The sequence below is a fragment of the Citrobacter sp. FDAARGOS_156 genome, assembly GCF_001559235.2.
Taxonomy (GTDB): domain Bacteria; phylum Pseudomonadota; class Gammaproteobacteria; order Enterobacterales; family Enterobacteriaceae; genus Citrobacter; species Citrobacter youngae.
Genome location: NZ_CP014030.2, coordinates 1,960,354 through 1,977,215 on the forward strand (window position 1 = coordinate 1,960,354; position 16,862 = coordinate 1,977,215).

Genomic DNA, 16,862 nt, shown 5'->3' on the forward strand with positions numbered 1-16,862 from the left:
ATCTCTCTCCCAACATATTTGTATGTTACATCTGCAGTTAAATAACATCGGAACGCACCTCGTTTACCGGTAAATAGTTGCCAGACATCTGCTGAGTTGTCCTGCACACTCCCTGTCACAGGGAGGTGTCATATGAAACTAACAACAATCAGTACGTGTGCGTTATGCGGCATTCTCCCGCTGACGGTATTACCCGTATTACCTGACATGCTGTGTGTCAGCTTGGTATTTGGTCTGGCGTGTCTGCTTTGTCTCATTCCTCATCGATATATGCATTACGCTGGATTAGTCCTGCTGTTTTTCCTGTGGGGAATACTGGCTGCGAAAGAGGTTATCTGGGCCGGTAATACGCTGCCTGCGAAAACCCAGCAAGCCATTGTGAGGATAACCGGAACTGACAATATGACAACGCACTACGGCCAAATCACTCACCTTCAGGGGAAACGAATCTTTCCTGCCGTTGGCGTCGTACTGTATGGACAGTACTTACCTGGCGATGTTTGCGCAGGTCAGACATGGGCGATGATGCTGAAAGTTCGCGCTGTGCATGGGCAACTGAATGAAGGTGGATTTGATAGCCAGCGCTATGCATTGGCACAGCATCAGCCGCTAACGGGGCGATTTCTGCAGGCCTCAGTGATTACACCGCAATGCAGTCTGCGTGCACGTTATCTCTCCTCGCTAAAAACCACGCTTGCCGCCTATCCCTGGCAGCAAGTCATACTGGGGCTGGGGATGGGGGAACGTTTGTCTGTATCGCAGGCGGTAAAAAATATAATGCGTGATACCGGAACAGCACATTTGATGGCCATTTCCGGGCTGCATATTGCTTTTGCCGCACTCCTCGCTGGCGGATTGATACGAGGCGGACAATTTTTTATGCCAGCACGCTGGGTCTGCTGGCAGGCTCCGCTAGTCGGGGGTGTGCTCTGCGCTGCATTTTATGCCTGGCTGACGGGGCTGCAACCACCGGCATTACGCACGGTCATCGCGCTAATGGTATGGGGGGCACTAAAACTAAGCGGCAGGCAGTGGAGTGGCTGGGCGGTCTGGATTACCTGTCTGGCAGCAATTGTGGTAGTAGATCCGGTCGCGGTGATTTCACAAAGTCTGTGGTTGTCTGCTTTCGCCGTAGCGGCGCTGCTATTCTGGTTTCAGTGGATGCCGATGCCGTGCTGGCCGCTCTCGCGTATCGGACGTGCAGTGCTGGCGCTTGCTCATCTTCAACTGGGAATTACGGTACTGCTTCTGCCTGTCCAAATCGCATTATTTCACGGTGTTAGCCTGAGCTCATTGCTGGCCAATTTATTTGCGGTACCGCTGGTCACATTTGTTTCAGTTCCTCTGATATTAGCGGGTATGGTCGTGCATTTAACCGGTCAGGTGATGATCGAGGCAGGGCTGTGGTATCTCGCTGACCGTTCTCTGGAGCTGTTATTTTGGGGTCTCAATAGCTTACCGGAAGGATGGCTCAACATTGATGCGCGTTGGCAATGGCTTGCACTGTCCCCATGGCTGATGCTTATTGCATGGCGATTAAATGCCTGGGAAACGCTACCGGTTGCCTGTTTTACCGGGCTTTTGTTATTGAGCGGACCGTTCTGGAGGACACCCCGCGCTGATTTGTGGCAGGTACATATGCTGGACGTCGGGCAGGGGCTGGCGATGGTGATTGCGCGTAATGGTAAAGCACTGCTTTATGATACTGGTCTGGCATGGCCTGAAGGTGATAGCGCGCAACAGCTGATTATTCCCTGGCTACGTTGGCACAACCTGGAACCGCAAGGGGTAATTCTAAGTCACGAGCATTTGGATCACCGTGGAGGGTTGCAATCGCTACAGCAAGCCTGGCCGTCACTGTGGATCAGAAGTCCGTTGGGCTGGAAAGGGCATCTCCCTTGTTTTCGCGGGGAGCATTGGCAATGGCAGGGATTAACATTTAGTGCACATTGGCCAGTCAGTGGAAATAAAGAGCAGGGGAATAACCATTCCTGTGTGGTAAAGGTGGATGACGGACATCAGAGTATTCTCCTGACTGGTGATATTGAATCCCCTGCTGAACAAAAAATGCTAAGTCACTACTGGCAGCATCTGCAGGCTACGTTTGTGCAGGTTCCACACCACGGGAGTAACACGTCATCCTCATTGGCGCTGATTCAACGCGTTGGCGGACAGGCCGCAATAGCCTCAGCATCCCGCTACAATGCCTGGCGTCTACCGTCATGGAAAGTCCGACAGCGTTACCGGAAACAAAATTATCAGTGGCTGGACACACCCCACCAGGGGCAAATCACGCTAGATATTTATCAAAAAAGTTGGCGCATACGCAGCTTACGGGATCAGATTTTACCCCGTTGGTATCATCAGTGGTTTGGCGTGTTGGAGGATAACGGGTAGAATATGCGGCTATTCTAACAAATGCTGGTTTTTTGAATGCATAACGATAAAGATCTCTCTACGTGGCAGACGTTTCGCCGACTATGGCCAACCATAGCGCCTTTTAAATCGGGTCTGATCGTGGCGGGTATAGCGTTAGTCCTTAACGCGGCCAGCGATACCTTCATGTTATCGCTCCTCAAGCCATTACTGGATGATGGTTTTGGTAAAACTGATCGCTCTGTGCTGCTGTGGATGCCTCTGGTGGTCATTGGGCTAATGATAGTTCGCGGTATTACGAGCTACGTCTCCAGCTACTGTATTTCATGGGTGTCAGGCAAAGTGGTCATGACCATGCGCCGCCGCCTGTTTGGTCATATGATGGGCATGCCTGTCGCCTTTTTTGATAAACAGTCTACCGGTACGCTGCTGTCTCGTATTACCTATGATTCAGAGCAGGTAGCGTCATCATCTTCTGGTGCGCTAATCACCGTAGTACGTGAAGGTGCCTCGATTATTGGCCTGTTTATCATGATGTTCTATTACAGTTGGCAGCTGTCATTGATCCTGATTGTGCTGGCGCCAATTGTGTCAGTGGCAATCCGAGTGGTTTCCAAGCGCTTTCGTAGCATCAGTAAAAACATGCAAAACACCATGGGGCAGGTTACGACAAGTGCGGAGCAGATGCTGAAAGGCCACAAAGAAGTTTTGATTTTTGGTGGCCAGGAAGTTGAAACCAAGCGTTTTGACAAAGTCAGCAACAAGATGCGTCTGCAGGGTATGAAGATGGTTTCTGCCTCTTCTATCTCCGATCCTATCATCCAGTTGATCGCTTCTCTGGCTCTGGCCTTCGTGTTATATGCGGCCAGTTTCCCAAGCGTGATGGAAAACCTGACGGCAGGGACAATCACCGTTGTCTTCTCTTCAATGATCGCCCTGATGCGTCCACTGAAGTCACTGACTAACGTCAATGCGCAGTTCCAGCGCGGTATGGCGGCATGCCAGACCTTATTTACGATACTGGATAGCGAACAAGAGAAAGATGAAGGTAAACGCGTCATTGAGCGCGCTTCTGGCGATCTGGAGTTCCGTAATGTGACCTTTACCTACCCGGGCCGTGACATTCCTGCGCTACGTAACATCAACCTGAATATTCCGGCGGGCAAAACCGTTGCCCTGGTTGGTCGTTCGGGTTCTGGTAAATCCACTATCGCCAGCCTGATCACGCGCTTCTACGATATTGATGAAGGGCAGATTCTGATGGATGGGCACGACCTGCGTGAATACACCCTGTCATCGCTGCGCGATCAGGTGGCGCTGGTATCGCAGAACGTTCACCTGTTCAATGATACGGTTGCCAACAACATCGCCTACGCGCGTACCGATATGTACAGCCGCGAGCAGATCGAAAAAGCGGCACAGATGGCCTACGCCATGGATTTCATCAACAAGATGGATGATGGTCTGGATACGGTGATTGGCGAAAACGGCGTGCTGCTTTCAGGTGGTCAGCGCCAGCGTATCGCCATCGCTCGCGCCTTGCTGCGCGACAGTCCGATCCTGATCCTCGATGAAGCTACGTCGGCGCTGGATACCGAATCCGAACGCGCGATTCAGTCTGCGCTGGATGAGCTACAGAAAAACCGTACTTCTCTGGTCATTGCTCACCGCCTTTCTACCATTGAACAGGCAGACGAGATCATCGTGGTAGAAGACGGGCTGATTGTTGAGCGTGGAACCCATAGCGAACTGCTTGAGCAGCGTGGGGTTTATGCACAATTACATAAGATGCAATTTGGTCAATGATCGCGCGAATCTGGTCGGGTGAGTCGCCACTATGGCGACTGTTACTTCCACTCTCCTGGCTGTATGGCCTGGTGAGTGGCGGGATCCGCCTATGCTACAAGCTTGGGCTTAAACGTGCATGGCGTGCGCCAGTACCGGTGGTGGTGGTTGGCAATCTTACCGCGGGCGGCAATGGTAAAACGCCGGTAGTGATTTGGCTGGTTGAGCAGCTGCAGCAACGCGGTATTCGCGTGGGCGTGGTGTCGCGTGGTTACGGCGGGAAAGCGGCTGCTTACCCGTTGTTATTGACCGCAGAGACCACTACCGCAGAAGCGGGTGATGAGCCTGTGCTTATCTTTCAACGTACCGGCGTACCCGTAGCGGTATCTCCGGTAAGATCGGATGCGGTAAAAGCGATCCTTGCTCACCATGACGTGCAGATTATTGTGACAGACGATGGGTTACAGCACTATCGTCTGGCTCGTGATGTGGAAATCGTGGTGATTGACGGTGTGCGTCGGTTTGGTAACGGCTGGTGGCTCCCTGCTGGGCCAATGCGTGAACGCGCAGGTCGCCTTAAATCGGTAGATGCCACGATCGTTAATGGCGGCGTTGCGCGACCGGGTGAAATTCCCATGCATCTTGAGCCGGGGCCGGCCGTTAATTTACGTACCGGTGAACGTCGCGATGTGGCGCAACTGCCTGATATTGTCGCCATGGCGGGTATCGGTCATCCACCCCGTTTTTTTGCCACGCTTGAGGCATGTGGCGCCAGGTTACAAAAATGTGTCGCACTGGCGGACCATCAGTCTCTGACCTACAGTGACGTCAGTGCGTTGTTAGCAGAAGGACAAACGCTGGTGATGACGGAAAAAGATGCCGTGAAATGTCGTGCATTTGCCGATGATAACTGGTGGTATTTACCCGTTGACGCACATCTGTCAGGCGAACGGCCTGATGCGTTGCTGGATAGCTTAATCTCGCTGACTCGCTGACTGATTCACGCTGCGGCAGCGAATCATTTATGAGGCCATAAATGTCGTTGCCGCGTCTTTCTCTGACGGATGCCCGTCATCTTCACCTTGCTGCCCAAGGGCTACTGAAAAAAACACGCCGCCGGGCAACGCCTGCAGATATTCTTCCCACCATTTCGCGCATGTCGTTACTGCAAATCGATACCATCAATATTGTGGCGCGCAGTCCCTATCTGGTGCTGTTTAGTCGTTTGGGTGACTATTCCCCCCAATGGCTGGATGAGTCCTTACTGCAGGGCGAATTGATGGAGTATTGGGCCCATGAAGCCTGTTTTTTACCGCGCAGCGACTTTACGCTGATACGCCATCGTATGTTGGCTCCGGAAAAAATGGGCTGGAAATACAAAGCGGCGTGGATGAAAGAACATGCCCATGAAATTGAGCAACTGTTACAGCATATCCAGCATAACGGGCCGGTACGTTCAGCCGATTTCGAGCATCCGCGTAAGGGTGCCAGCGGCTGGTGGGAATGGAAACCACAAAAGCGGCATCTGGAAGGGCTTTTTACATCCGGGAAAGTGATGGTGGTGGAGCGGCGTAATTTTCAGCGAGTGTATGATTTAACGCATCGCGTCATGCCTTATTGGAATGACGAGCGTGATCGGCTGTCGCAGGATGAAGCCGAAATTGTGATGCTGGATAATAGCGCCCGTAGTTTGGGTATTTTCCGTGAGCAGTGGTTGGCGGACTACTATCGCCTGAAGCGTCCGGCGTTAAAAAACTGGTGCGATATGCGAAGGGAACAGCGACATATAATTCCTGTTGATGTAGAAGGGCTGGGCACCTTGTGGTTGCACAGCCACCTTCAGCCGCAACTGGAACTTGCTCTGGCGGGAAAGTTGACTGCCACCCACAACGCGGTTTTATCCCCGTTTGATCCGGTGGTCTGGGATCGTAAACGGGCAGAACAGCTGTTTGATTTTAGCTACCGACTGGAATGCTATACGCCAGCGCCGAAACGTCAGTATGGTTATTTCGTCTTGCCGTTGCTGCATCGCGGGCAGTTAGTTGGGCGCATGGACGCCAAAATGCACCGTAAAACCGGCGTGCTGGAGGTTATTTCGCTGTGGTTGCAGGATGGCATCAAACCAGGGGTTACTCTGCAAAAAGGATTGTTTCAGGCGATTGATGATTTTGCCCGCTGGCAGCAGGCGACGCGAGTGACATTGGGGAATTGCCCGGACGGTTTATTTGCTGAATCTCGGCACGGTTGGGAAATAGACCCAGCCTCTTAATTGATTATGTTAATATTTACGGATTCACAATCCGGTCCATCTGGAGGAACTATGGATCATCGTCTGCTTGAAATCATTGCCTGCCCGGTATGCAATGGCAAACTCTGGTTTAACCAGGAAAAACAGGAACTGATTTGTAAACTGGATAACCTTGCTTTCCCACTGCGCGACGGCATTCCAGTTTTGCTGGAAACCGAAGCCCGTGTTCTGACTGCTGATGAGAGTAAATCATGAGTTTTGTGGTCATTATTCCTGCGCGTTATGCGTCCACACGTTTGCCGGGTAAGCCGCTGCTGGATATCAACGGCAAGCCCATGATTGTGCATGTCCTGGAACGTGCGCGTGAATCTGGCGCCGAGCGTATTATTGTTGCCACCGATCATGAAGATGTCGCTCGTGCGGTAGAAGCGGTGGGTGGCGAAGTGTGCATGACCCGTGCCGATCACCAGTCTGGCACGGAGCGACTGGCGGAAGTTGTCGAGAAATGTGGCTTTAGCGATGATACCGTTATTGTGAACGTCCAGGGTGATGAGCCGATGATCCCGGCGGTCATTATTCGTCAGGTCGCTGAGAATCTGGCGCAGCGCCAGGTTGGTATGGCGACCCTTGCAGCCCCGATTCACAGCGCAGAAGAGGCGTTTAATCCAAATGCGGTAAAAGTTGTGCTGGATGCCGAAGGTTATGCTCTCTATTTTTCCCGTGCGACGATCCCATGGGATCGCGACCGTTTTTCCAAAAGCCTCGAAACGGTGGGCGATACCTTCCTGCGTCACTTGGGCATTTACGGTTATCGCGCCGGATTTATTCGCCGTTATGTAAACTGGCAGCCGAGTCCGCTTGAGCATATTGAAATGCTGGAGCAACTGCGTGTGCTGTGGTACGGCGAGAAAATTCACGTTGCCGTCGCAAAAGAAGTCCCAGGAACCGGCGTAGACACTGCCGAAGACCTTGAGCGCGTTCGCGCTGAAATGCGTTAGTTTTTCTCATGACACTCCCCCCCGGTGATGCGATTTTTGGGAGGAGTGTCGTATCGTTACGCTTTCCCTCCACTTTTCTTTTCATCAATTGATCTCATCCGGGTGACATCTGTCTGCACGACGCTCATTATGAAAGCAGTAGCATTAATGAGGGCAATCTGAAATGGAACAGTTGCGTGCCGAACTCAGCCATCTGCTGGGTGAAAAACTCAGTCGTATTGAATGCGTAAATGAAAAAGTGGATACGGCCCTGTGGTCACTGTATGACAGCCAGGGAAATCCGATGCCACTGATGGCGAGAAGTTTCACCACACCGGGGATGGCGCAGCAGTTAGCATGGAAAACCACCATGCTGGCACGCAGCGGGACTGTGCGTATGCCAGTCATTTATGGGGTCTTAACGCACGAAGAGCATCCCGGCCCTGATGTCCTGTTGCTTGAGCGTTTACGCGGTGTGCCGGTAGAAGCGCCAGCCAGAACGCCCGAACGCTGGGAACATTTAAAGGATCAGATTGTAGAAGGTCTGCTTTCATGGCATCGACAGGATAGCCGCGGCTGTGTGGGAATGGTGGATAACACGCAAGAGAATATCTGGCCATCCTGGTATCGTCAGCGAGTTGAGGTGTTGTGGACTACGTTAAGTCAGTTCAACAATACCGGGCTGACGATGCAGGACAAACGGATCCTGTTTCGTACCCGTGAGTGTTTGCCCGCTTTATTTGAAGGATTCAATGATAACTGCGTGCTGATCCACGGTAATTTCAGCTTACGCAGCATGCTTAAAGACGCCCGTAGCGATCAGCTTCTGGCAATGGTGGGGCCGGGGTTGATGCTGTGGGCGCCCAGGGAATATGAACTGTTCCGCTTAATGGATAATGCGCTGGCGGAAAGCCTGCTATGGCAATACCTGCAGCGCGCGCCAGTGGCGGAGTCGTTCATCTGGCGGCGCTGGCTGTATGTGTTATGGGATGAGGTTGCGCAACTGGTCAATACCGGACGTTTTAATCGTTCCAACTTTGACCTGGCAACGAAATCACTGCTGCCGTGGCTCGCCTGAACCTTTTAGCCACTGCCAGATGCGCCCCAACGTTTCGTAACCAACACGATCGCTATGCATTAGCCAGACAGGCGAAGGAATTGCTCGCTCCCACGGATTGAGTGGTGAATCGATGGCCAGTTGATTAGCGGGTGCAGGCAACGGATGCAGTCCGGCCTGCTGGAAGAAAATCATCGCACGCGGTAAGTGCGATGCGGATGTCACCAGCAGGAACGGCGTATCGCCAATGGCCTGTTTTACTGCTATCGCTTCTTCTTCGGTATCTTTAGGTTTGTCCAGCGTAATGATCTCGCTGCGGGGCACGCCCAGCGACTGCGCCACGCGAGCGCCAGCTTCAGCCGTGCTGACATTATTGGTCTTTGCGGCAGCGCCGGTAAAGATAAGCTTCGAGCCCGGGTTTGCGCGCCATAAACGAATACCTTCATTCAGACGTGGAAGGCTGTTGTTGATCAGGTTTGAACTTGGCACCCACTGCGGATTCCACGTATATCCGCCACCCAACACCACAATGTACTCCACTTTTTGCGTACCCTGCCAGGTTGGATAACTATCCTCAAGCGGTTTCAGCAGACGATCGGCGACAGGTTGCAGGCTAAGCAGTAAAAGTGCGAGCCAACTCAGGCTGATACACACTTTCCCCGTTTTCTGAAAGCGGCTAAACCAGATTAACCCCAGGCCGATGCCCATCACAAGCAGCATCAACGGAAGCGGCAGCATCATACCGCCAATCACTTTCTTCAGCGTAAAAAGCATCCTTTTTGGTTCCTTTTTTAACCATATAGCAGGGGATCTGCAGCGATATTACACCAGGAAGGTTCATTCTCGGCGTGGGTGTGACAAAATAGCGGTTTTACTTAGTCGCCCTAAAGCCAGCCTGTGGAGAGCCCGATGCGGGATCGCAATTTTGATGACATTGCAGAGAAGTTTTCCCGTAACATTTACGGCACCACCAAAGGTCAATTAAGACAGGCTATTCTCTGGCAGGATTTGGATCGCTTACTGCCCACGCTCGGTGAACAGAAATTACATATTCTGGATGCGGGTGGGGGCGAAGGGCAAACGGCCATCAAAATGGCGGAGCGCGGTCACTTCGTGACATTATGTGACCTGTCCGGTGAGATGATCGCCCGTGCGCAACAGGCAGCAGAGGCAAAAGGTGTGAGCGGAAACATGCATTTCATACAATGCGCCGCTCAGGATGTTGCTGCGCATTTGGAAAGCCCGGTTGATCTGATATTGTTTCATGCTGTGCTGGAATGGGTGGCCGAACCGGTTTGCGTGCTGCAAACCCTGTGGTCGGTATTACGTCCCGGCGGCGCGTTATCGTTAATGTTCTACAATGCTAACGGTCTGCTGATGCACAACATGGTCGCAGGGAATTTCGACTATGTGCAGGTTGGGATGCCAAAACGTAAAAAACGTACGCTTTCACCAGACTATCCGCGTGAACCAGGACAGGTTTACCAGTGGCTGGAAGAGATCGGTTGGCAGATAACCGGTAAGACAGGCGTGCGCGTGTTTCATGATTATCTGCGAGATAAGCATCAACAGCGTGACGGTTATGAAATGTTACTTGAGTTAGAAACGCGCTATTGCCGCCAGGAACCGTATATCAGCCTTGGCCGCTATATTCATGTCACCGCGCGCAAACCGCAGATGCAAGGATAACCTATGAGTGAATTTTCCCAGACAGTCCCCGAACTGGTTGCCTGGGCCAGAAAAAATGACTTCTCCATCTCTCTGCCGGTAGACAGACTTTCGTTCCTGCTGGCGGTAGCCACGCTGAACGGTGAGCGACTTGACGGTGAGATGAGCGAAGGCGAGCTGGTGGATGCGTTCCGCCATGTGAGTGATGCGTTTGAGCAAACCAGCGAAACCATCGGTGTTCGCGCCAATAACGCGATTAACGACATGGTACGTCAACGTCTGCTGAACCGCTTTACCAGCGAGCAGGCGGAAGGTAACGCTATTTATCGTTTAACGCCGCTGGGGATTGGCATCACGGATTACTATATTCGTCAGCGCGAATTCTCTACATTGCGTTTGTCGATGCAGTTGTCGATTGTTGCTGGTGAGCTGAAGCGCGCGGCAGATGCCGCCGCAGAAGGTGGTGATGAATTCCACTGGCACCGCAACGTCTATGCACCATTGAAGTATTCGGTAGCGGAAATTTTCGACAGTATCGATCTGACCCAGCGCATCATGGATGAACAGCAGCAGCAGGTAAAAGACGACATCGCACAGTTGCTAAACAAAGACTGGCGGGCGGCAATTTCCAGCTGTGAAATGCTGCTGTCTGAAACGTCTGGTACGCTGCGTGAACTGCAGGATACGCTGGAAGCCGCAGGCGATAAGCTCCAGGCGAACTTGTTACGCATTCAGGACGCGACGATGGCTCATGACGATTTGCATTTCGTCGACCGGCTGGTGTTCGACCTGCAAAGCAAGCTCGACCGTATTATCAGCTGGGGTCAGCAATCCATCGATTTGTGGATCGGCTACGATCGTCACGTGCACAAGTTTATCCGTACCGCTATTGATATGGACAAAAATCGCGTCTTTGCCCAGCGTTTACGTCAGTCTGTCCAGAGCTATTTTGACGATCCGTGGGCGTTGACCTATGCCAATGCCGATCGTCTGCTGGATATGCGTGACGAAGAGATGGTGCTGCGTGATGAAGAGGTCACCGGTGAGCTCCCGGCCGATCTGGAATATGAAGAATTTAACGAGATCCGCGAACAGCTGGCGGCAATTATCGAAGAGCAGTTGGCTATCTATAAATCCAGACAAACGCCACTGGATCTCGGATTGGTCGTGCGCGAGTATCTGGCGCAATATCCACGTGCGCGTCACTTCGACGTTGCGCGTATTGTTATCGATCAGGCGGTACGTCTTGGCGTAGCGCAAGCAGACTTCACCGGACTGCCAGCCAAATGGCAGCCGATTAATGATTACGGAGCCAAGGTACAGGCGCATGTCATTGACAAATATTGAACAAGTGATGTCGGTCAAGCTGGCGCAGGCGCTGGCGAATCCGTTATTTCCGGCGCTGGATAGCGCGTTACGTTCGGGTCGTCATATCGGCCTGGATGAACTGGATAATCATGCCTTCCTGATGGATTTTCAGGAATATTTTGAAGAGTTTTACAGCCGCTATAACGTGGAATTGATCCGTGCGCCGGAAGGGTTCTTCTACCTTCGTCCGCGTTCAACGACGCTCATTCCCCGTTCGGTCCTGTCTGAACTGGACATGATGGTCGGTAAAATTCTTTGCTATCTCTATCTCAGCCCGGAACGTCTGGCGAACGAAGGAATTTTTACTCAGCAAGAGCTGTACGACGAGCTGCTAACGCTGGCGGATGAAGCCAAACTGCTGAAGCTGGTGAACAACCGTTCGACCGGTTCGGACGTTGATCGCCAGAAACTCCAGGAAAAAGTGCGTTCTTCACTTAACCGCCTGCGTCGTTTAGGCATGGTGTGGTTTATGGGTCACGACAGTAGCAAATTCCGTATTACGGAATCAGTCTTCCGCTTTGGCGCGGACGTGCGCAGCGGTGACGATCCGCGCGAAGCGCAGCGTCGCTTAATTCGTGATGGCGAAGCGATGCCGGTCGAGAACCGCCTGCAGCTCAACGATGAGCCTGAAGAGAATCAGCCGGACAGTGGAGAAGAAGAATAATGATTGAACGCGGTAAATTTCGCTCACTTACGCTGATTAACTGGAATGGTTTTTTTGCCCGTACGTTTGACCTTGATGAGCTGGTTACCACGCTGTCGGGCGGGAACGGGGCGGGTAAATCCACCACCATGGCGGCATTCGTTACAGCGCTTATCCCGGACTTAACCTTGCTGCATTTTCGTAATACCACCGAAGCCGGTGCAACCAGCGGCTCACGCGATAAAGGTCTGCACGGAAAGCTGAAAGCAGGTGTCTGTTACTCGATGCTTGACGTGCTCAACTCGCGCCATCAGCGTGTGGTCGTTGGCGTGCGTCTGCAGCAGGTTGCCGGGCGCGATCGTAAAGTGGACATCAAGCCATTTGCGATTCAGGGGTTACCGATGTCGGTGCAGCCAACCCAACTGGTCACGGAAACGTTGAACGAACGGCAGGCTCGCGTGCTGTCTCTTGCTGAGCTAAAAGAGAAGCTTGATGAGATGGAAGGCGTGCAGTTTAAGCAGTTCAACTCGATAACCGATTATCACTCGTTGATGTTCGATTTGGGCATCATTGCCCGTCGTCTGCGCTCTGCCTCCGACCGTAGTAAATTCTACCGTCTGATTGAAGCCTCGCTGTACGGCGGTATCTCCAGCGCCATTACTCGCTCACTGCGCGATTACCTGCTGCCAGAAAACAGCGGCGTGCGTAAAGCGTTCCAGGATATGGAAGCGGCGCTGCGTGAAAACCGCATGACGCTGGAAGCGATTCGCGTCACCCAGTCAGATCGTGACCTGTTTAAGCATTTGATTAGCGAAGCGACTAACTATGTGGCGGCAGATTATATGCGCCACGCTAATGAACGTCGTATTCACCTCGACAAAGCGCTGGAATATCGTCGTGAACTGTATACCTCGCGCCAGCAGCTGGCCGCAGAGCAGTATAAGCATGTGGATATGGCGCGTGAACTGGGCGAGCATAACGGCGCGGAAGGCGATCTGGAAGCGGATTATCAGGCCGCGAGCGATCACCTGAATCTGGTGCAAACCGCGTTGCGTCAGCAGGAAAAAATTGAACGCTACGAAGCGGATCTCGAAGAGTTGCAGATCCGCCTCGAAGAACAAAATGAAGTCGTGGCAGAAGCTGTCGATCGTCAGGATGAGAATGAAGCCCGTGCGGAAGCCGCCGAGCTGGAAGTGGATGAGCTGAAAAGCCAGCTTGCCGATTACCAGCAGGCGCTGGACGTCCAGCAAACGCGCGCCATCCAGTACACTCAGGCGATTCAGGCACTGAGCCGAGCCAAAGAGCTTTGCCACTTACCGGATCTGACCGCCGATAGCGCCGCTGAATGGCTGGAAACCTTCCAGGCCAAAGAGCAGGAAGCGACCGAGAAGTTGCTGACGCTGGAACAAAAAATGAGCGTGGCGCAAACTGCGCACAGCCAGTTCGAACAGGCTTACCAACTGGTGGCGGCTATCAACGGCCCGCTGGCGCGTGGTGAAGCCTGGAGCGTGGCGCGTGAGCTGCTGCGCGAAGGCGTTGAACAGCGGCACCTGGCGGAACAGGTTCAGCCATTGCGCATGCGTTTGAGCGAGCTGGAACAGCGTCTGCGCGAACAGCAGGAAGCCGAGCGTCTGCTGGCTGAATTCTGCAAGCGTCAGGGTAAACAGTTCGATATCGATGAGCTGGAAGCGCTGCACCAGGAACTGGAAGCGCGTATCGCCGCCTTGTCGGACAGCGTCTCGTCTGCCAGCGAACAGCGTATGACGCTGCGTCAGGAGCAGGAGCAGCTGCAATCGCGTATCCAGCATCTGATGAAACGCGCGCCTGTCTGGCTGGCCGCGCAAAATAGCCTGAACCAGCTTAGCGAACAGTGTGGTGAAGAATTTACCTCCAGCCAGGATGTGACCGAGTATCTGCAACAATTGCTGGAGCGCGAGCGTGAAGCCATTGTTGAGCGGGATGAAGTCGGCGCGCGCAAAAATGCGGTTGATGAAGAGATTGAACGTTTAAGTCAGCCGGGCGGGGCGGAAGATCAGCGCCTCAATGCGCTGGCGGAACGCTTCGGCGGCGTGCTGCTGTCTGAAATCTATGACGATGTTAGCCTTGAAGATGCGCCGTACTTCTCTGCGCTGTACGGTCCTTCGCGCCATGCCATCGTGGTGCCGGATCTATCACTGATTACTGAGCAACTTGATGGACTGACGGATTGCCCGGAAGACCTCTACTTCATCGAAGGGGATCCGCAGTCGTTTGATGACAGCGTTTTCAGCGTCGATGAACTTGAAAAAGCGGTGGTGGTGAAAACCGCCGAGCGTCAGTGGCGTTATTCCCGCTTCCCGACGGTGCCGATTTTTGGTCGTGCTGCGCGCGAAAGCCGTATCGAAACCCTGCATGCCGAGCGTGAAGGGCTGTCTGAACGTTTTGCAACGCTCTCCTTTGACGTCCAGAAAACCCAACGTCTGCACCAGGCGTTTAGCCGCTTTATTGGCAGCCATCTGTCGGTGGCATTTGAAGCCGATCCGGAAGCGGAAATTCGCCAACTGAACAGCCGTCGCGTTGAACTCGAACGTGCGCTGACCAATCATGAAAATGATAATCAGCAAAGCCGTATGCAGTTTGAACAGGCGAAAGAGGGGGTTTCTGCTCTTAACCGCCTGCTGCCGCGTTTGAATTTGCTGGCAGATGACACGCTGGCCGATCGTGTGGACGAAATTCGTGAGCGTCTGGATGAAGCCCAGGAAGCGGCGCGTTTTGTGCAGCAGCACGGCAACCAGTTAGCCAAACTGGAACCGATGGTTTCGGTTCTGCAAAATGACCCGGAGCAGTTTGAACAGCTGAAAGAAGACTACGCGTATTCTCAGCAGATGCAGCGTGATGCGCGTCAGCAAGCTTTTGCCCTGACCGAAGTGGTACAGCGCCGGGCGCACTTTAGCTATTCCGACTCCGCCGAAATGCTCAGCGGTAACAGCGATCTGAATGAGAAACTGCGTGAGCGTCTGGAACAGGCGGAAGCTGAACGTACCCGCGCCCGTGAAGCGTTGCGCAGCCATGCCGCGCAGTTGAGCCAGTACAATCAGGTTATGGCCTCGCTGAAAAGCTCTTATGACACCAAGAAAGAGCTGCTTAACGATTTACAACGTGAACTGCAGGATATTGGCGTTCGTGCGGACAGCGGTGCCGAAGAGCGCGCGCGTATCCGTCGTGACGAACTGCATGCGCAGCTCAGCAATAACCGCGCTCGTCGCAACCAACTGGAAAAAGCGCTAACCTTCTGCGAAGCGGAGATGGAAAACCTGACCCGCAAGCTGCGCAAGCTTGAGCGCGATTACCATGAAATGCGTGAGCAGGTGGTGACCGCGAAAGCCGGCTGGTGTGCGGTGATGCGGATGGTGAAAGATAACGGTGTGGAACGTCGTCTGCACCGTCGCGAGTTGGCCTATCTTTCCGGTGACGAACTGCGTTCGATGTCGGATAAGGCGCTCGGTGCGCTACGTCTGGCGGTTGCGGATAACGAACATCTGCGCGATGTGTTGCGCATGTCTGAAGATCCAAAACGTCCAGAACGTAAAATTCAGTTCTTTGTTGCGGTTTACCAGCATCTGCGTGAACGTATTCGCCAGGATATTATCCGTACCGACGATCCGGTTGAAGCCATCGAGCAGATGGAGATTGAATTGAGCCGTCTGACGGAAGAGTTAACCTCCCGTGAACAGAAGCTGGCCATCAGCTCTCGCAGCGTGGCAAATATTATTCGTAAGACAATTCAGCGCGAACAGAACCGTATTCGTATGTTGAACCAGGGTCTGCAAAGCGTGTCGTTTGGCCAGGTAAACAGCGTTCGTCTGAACGTCAACGTACGCGAGACGCATGCCACCTTGCTGGACGTACTCTCCGAGCAGCATGAGCAGCACCAGGATCTGTTTAACAGCAATCGTCTGACCTTCTCTGAAGCGCTGGCGAAGCTGTATCAGCGTCTGAATCCGCAGATTGACATGGGACAGCGTACGCCGCAAACCATTGGTGAAGAACTGCTCGACTACCGCAACTACCTGGAAATGGAAGTTGAGGTTAACCGTGGTTCTGACGGTTGGCTGCGTGCCGAATCGGGCGCCCTGTCCACAGGGGAAGCGATCGGTACCGGGATGTCAATCCTCGTGATGGTTGTTCAAAGCTGGGAAGATGAAGGGCGTAGACTGCGTGGGAAAGATATCTCGCCATGCCGCCTGTTGTTCCTTGATGAAGCCGCACGACTTGATGCCCGCTCCATCGCAACCCTGTTTGAACTGTGCGAGCGTTTGCAGATGCAGCTGATTATTGCTGCGCCGGAAAATATCAGCCCGGAGAAAGGCACAACCTACAAACTGGTGCGTAAAGTCTTCCAGAACACCGAACACGTTCATGTGGTGGGTCTGCGTGGTTTTGCCCCTCAGTTACCTGAGCCCTTACCTGGGATAGAAGATGCCTCTTCGCAGGCAAGCTAAGTAAAAAGGCGGCGCTAAAGCCGCCTTTTTCTTTTCCGATATGCACATGATACCTGGTGTAATTTCTTTAGACTTCTTTACATTAGGTTAGGCAAAAATGATTTGATGTTTATATACTGAAGGTAAGCCTAACGCGTCACCGGGCTTGCTCGTCATACTTCAGAATGTATTGGCGTTTTACAGGCCCGCTCCCTTGAGAGTAATGGGGAATACAGGCGGTCTGGCTACTCAAAGTATGATAAAGAAAACAGGGGGCAAG

At 53.0% G+C, this 16,862-nt stretch carries 12 protein-coding genes; 11 read left to right on the forward strand and 1 reads right to left on the reverse strand.

Annotated features, from left to right (window positions below):
- Positions 1 to 132: 132 nt before the first annotated feature.
- The 7 genes from AL515_RS09500 to AL515_RS09530 all read left to right on the forward strand — a co-directional run bounded on the left by AL515_RS09500 (position 133) and on the right by AL515_RS09530 (position 8,464).
- Positions 133 to 2,397, forward strand: coding sequence for a ComEC family protein (locus AL515_RS09500; RefSeq protein ID WP_061067617.1), 2,265 nt, complete (start codon positions 133 to 135; stop codon positions 2,395 to 2,397).
- 36 nt (positions 2,398 to 2,433) lie between these two features.
- On the forward strand, positions 2,434 to 4,182 hold the full coding sequence (gene msbA, locus AL515_RS09505; protein WP_048212139.1) for a lipid A ABC transporter ATP-binding protein/permease MsbA: 1,749 nt from the start codon (positions 2,434 to 2,436) through the stop codon (positions 4,180 to 4,182).
- A complete protein-coding gene (gene lpxK, locus AL515_RS09510) occupies positions 4,179 to 5,156 on the forward strand; it encodes a tetraacyldisaccharide 4'-kinase (protein ID WP_061067618.1) in 978 nt (325 codons plus the stop codon). The genes msbA and lpxK overlap by 4 nt, the downstream gene beginning before the upstream one ends.
- Positions 5,157 to 5,197: 41 nt before the next feature.
- Positions 5,198 to 6,430 carry a winged helix-turn-helix domain-containing protein gene (locus AL515_RS09515; RefSeq protein ID WP_061067619.1) on the forward strand — a complete coding sequence of 411 codons (1,233 nt, stop codon included), beginning with the start codon at positions 5,198 to 5,200 and terminating at the stop codon, positions 6,428 to 6,430.
- 51 nt (positions 6,431 to 6,481) lie between these two features.
- Positions 6,482 to 6,664, forward strand: a complete 183-nt coding sequence (ycaR, locus tag AL515_RS09520; protein WP_003035793.1) for a protein YcaR — start codon at positions 6,482 to 6,484, stop codon at positions 6,662 to 6,664.
- On the forward strand, positions 6,661 to 7,407 hold the full coding sequence (kdsB, locus tag AL515_RS09525; protein WP_048212136.1) for a 3-deoxy-manno-octulosonate cytidylyltransferase: 747 nt from the start codon (positions 6,661 to 6,663) through the stop codon (positions 7,405 to 7,407). The genes ycaR and kdsB overlap by 4 nt, the downstream gene beginning before the upstream one ends.
- A gap of 163 nt (positions 7,408 to 7,570) precedes the next feature.
- Complete coding sequence (locus AL515_RS09530; RefSeq protein ID WP_005123553.1) at positions 7,571 to 8,464, forward strand: YcbJ family phosphotransferase; 894 nt, start codon at positions 7,571 to 7,573, stop codon at positions 8,462 to 8,464.
- Here AL515_RS09530 and elyC read toward each other — a convergent pair.
- Positions 8,441 to 9,217 carry an envelope biogenesis factor ElyC gene (gene elyC / locus AL515_RS09535; RefSeq protein WP_061067620.1) on the reverse strand — a complete coding sequence of 259 codons (777 nt, stop codon included), beginning with the start codon at positions 9,215 to 9,217 and terminating at the stop codon, positions 8,441 to 8,443. The two genes, AL515_RS09530 and elyC, sit on opposite strands and share 24 nt — an antisense overlap.
- A 135-nt stretch (positions 9,218 to 9,352) precedes the next feature.
- On the opposite strand from elyC, the gene cmoM reads away from it, so the two are divergent.
- Genes cmoM through mukB form a run of 4 tightly spaced genes read left to right on the forward strand, consistent with a single transcriptional unit; the run spans position 9,353 to position 16,603 of the window.
- The gene (gene cmoM / locus AL515_RS09540; protein ID WP_040231810.1) at positions 9,353 to 10,132 is read left to right on the forward strand and encodes a tRNA uridine 5-oxyacetic acid(34) methyltransferase CmoM; all 780 of its coding nucleotides are present in this window, start codon (positions 9,353 to 9,355) and stop codon (positions 10,130 to 10,132) included.
- Between the two features lie 3 nt (positions 10,133 to 10,135).
- Positions 10,136 to 11,458, forward strand: coding sequence for a chromosome partition protein MukF (mukF, locus tag AL515_RS09545; RefSeq protein WP_048212134.1), 1,323 nt, complete (start codon positions 10,136 to 10,138; stop codon positions 11,456 to 11,458).
- Complete coding sequence (gene mukE, locus AL515_RS09550) at positions 11,439 to 12,143, forward strand: chromosome partition protein MukE (RefSeq protein ID WP_061067621.1); 705 nt, start codon at positions 11,439 to 11,441, stop codon at positions 12,141 to 12,143. Before mukF ends, mukE begins: the two co-directional genes overlap by 20 nt.
- Positions 12,143 to 16,603 (forward strand): chromosome partition protein MukB, encoded by a 4,461-nt coding sequence (gene mukB, locus AL515_RS09555; RefSeq protein ID WP_061067622.1) that lies wholly within the window; start codon positions 12,143 to 12,145, stop codon positions 16,601 to 16,603. Before mukE ends, mukB begins: the two co-directional genes overlap by 1 nt.
- The last annotated feature ends 259 nt before the right edge of the window (positions 16,604 to 16,862 follow it).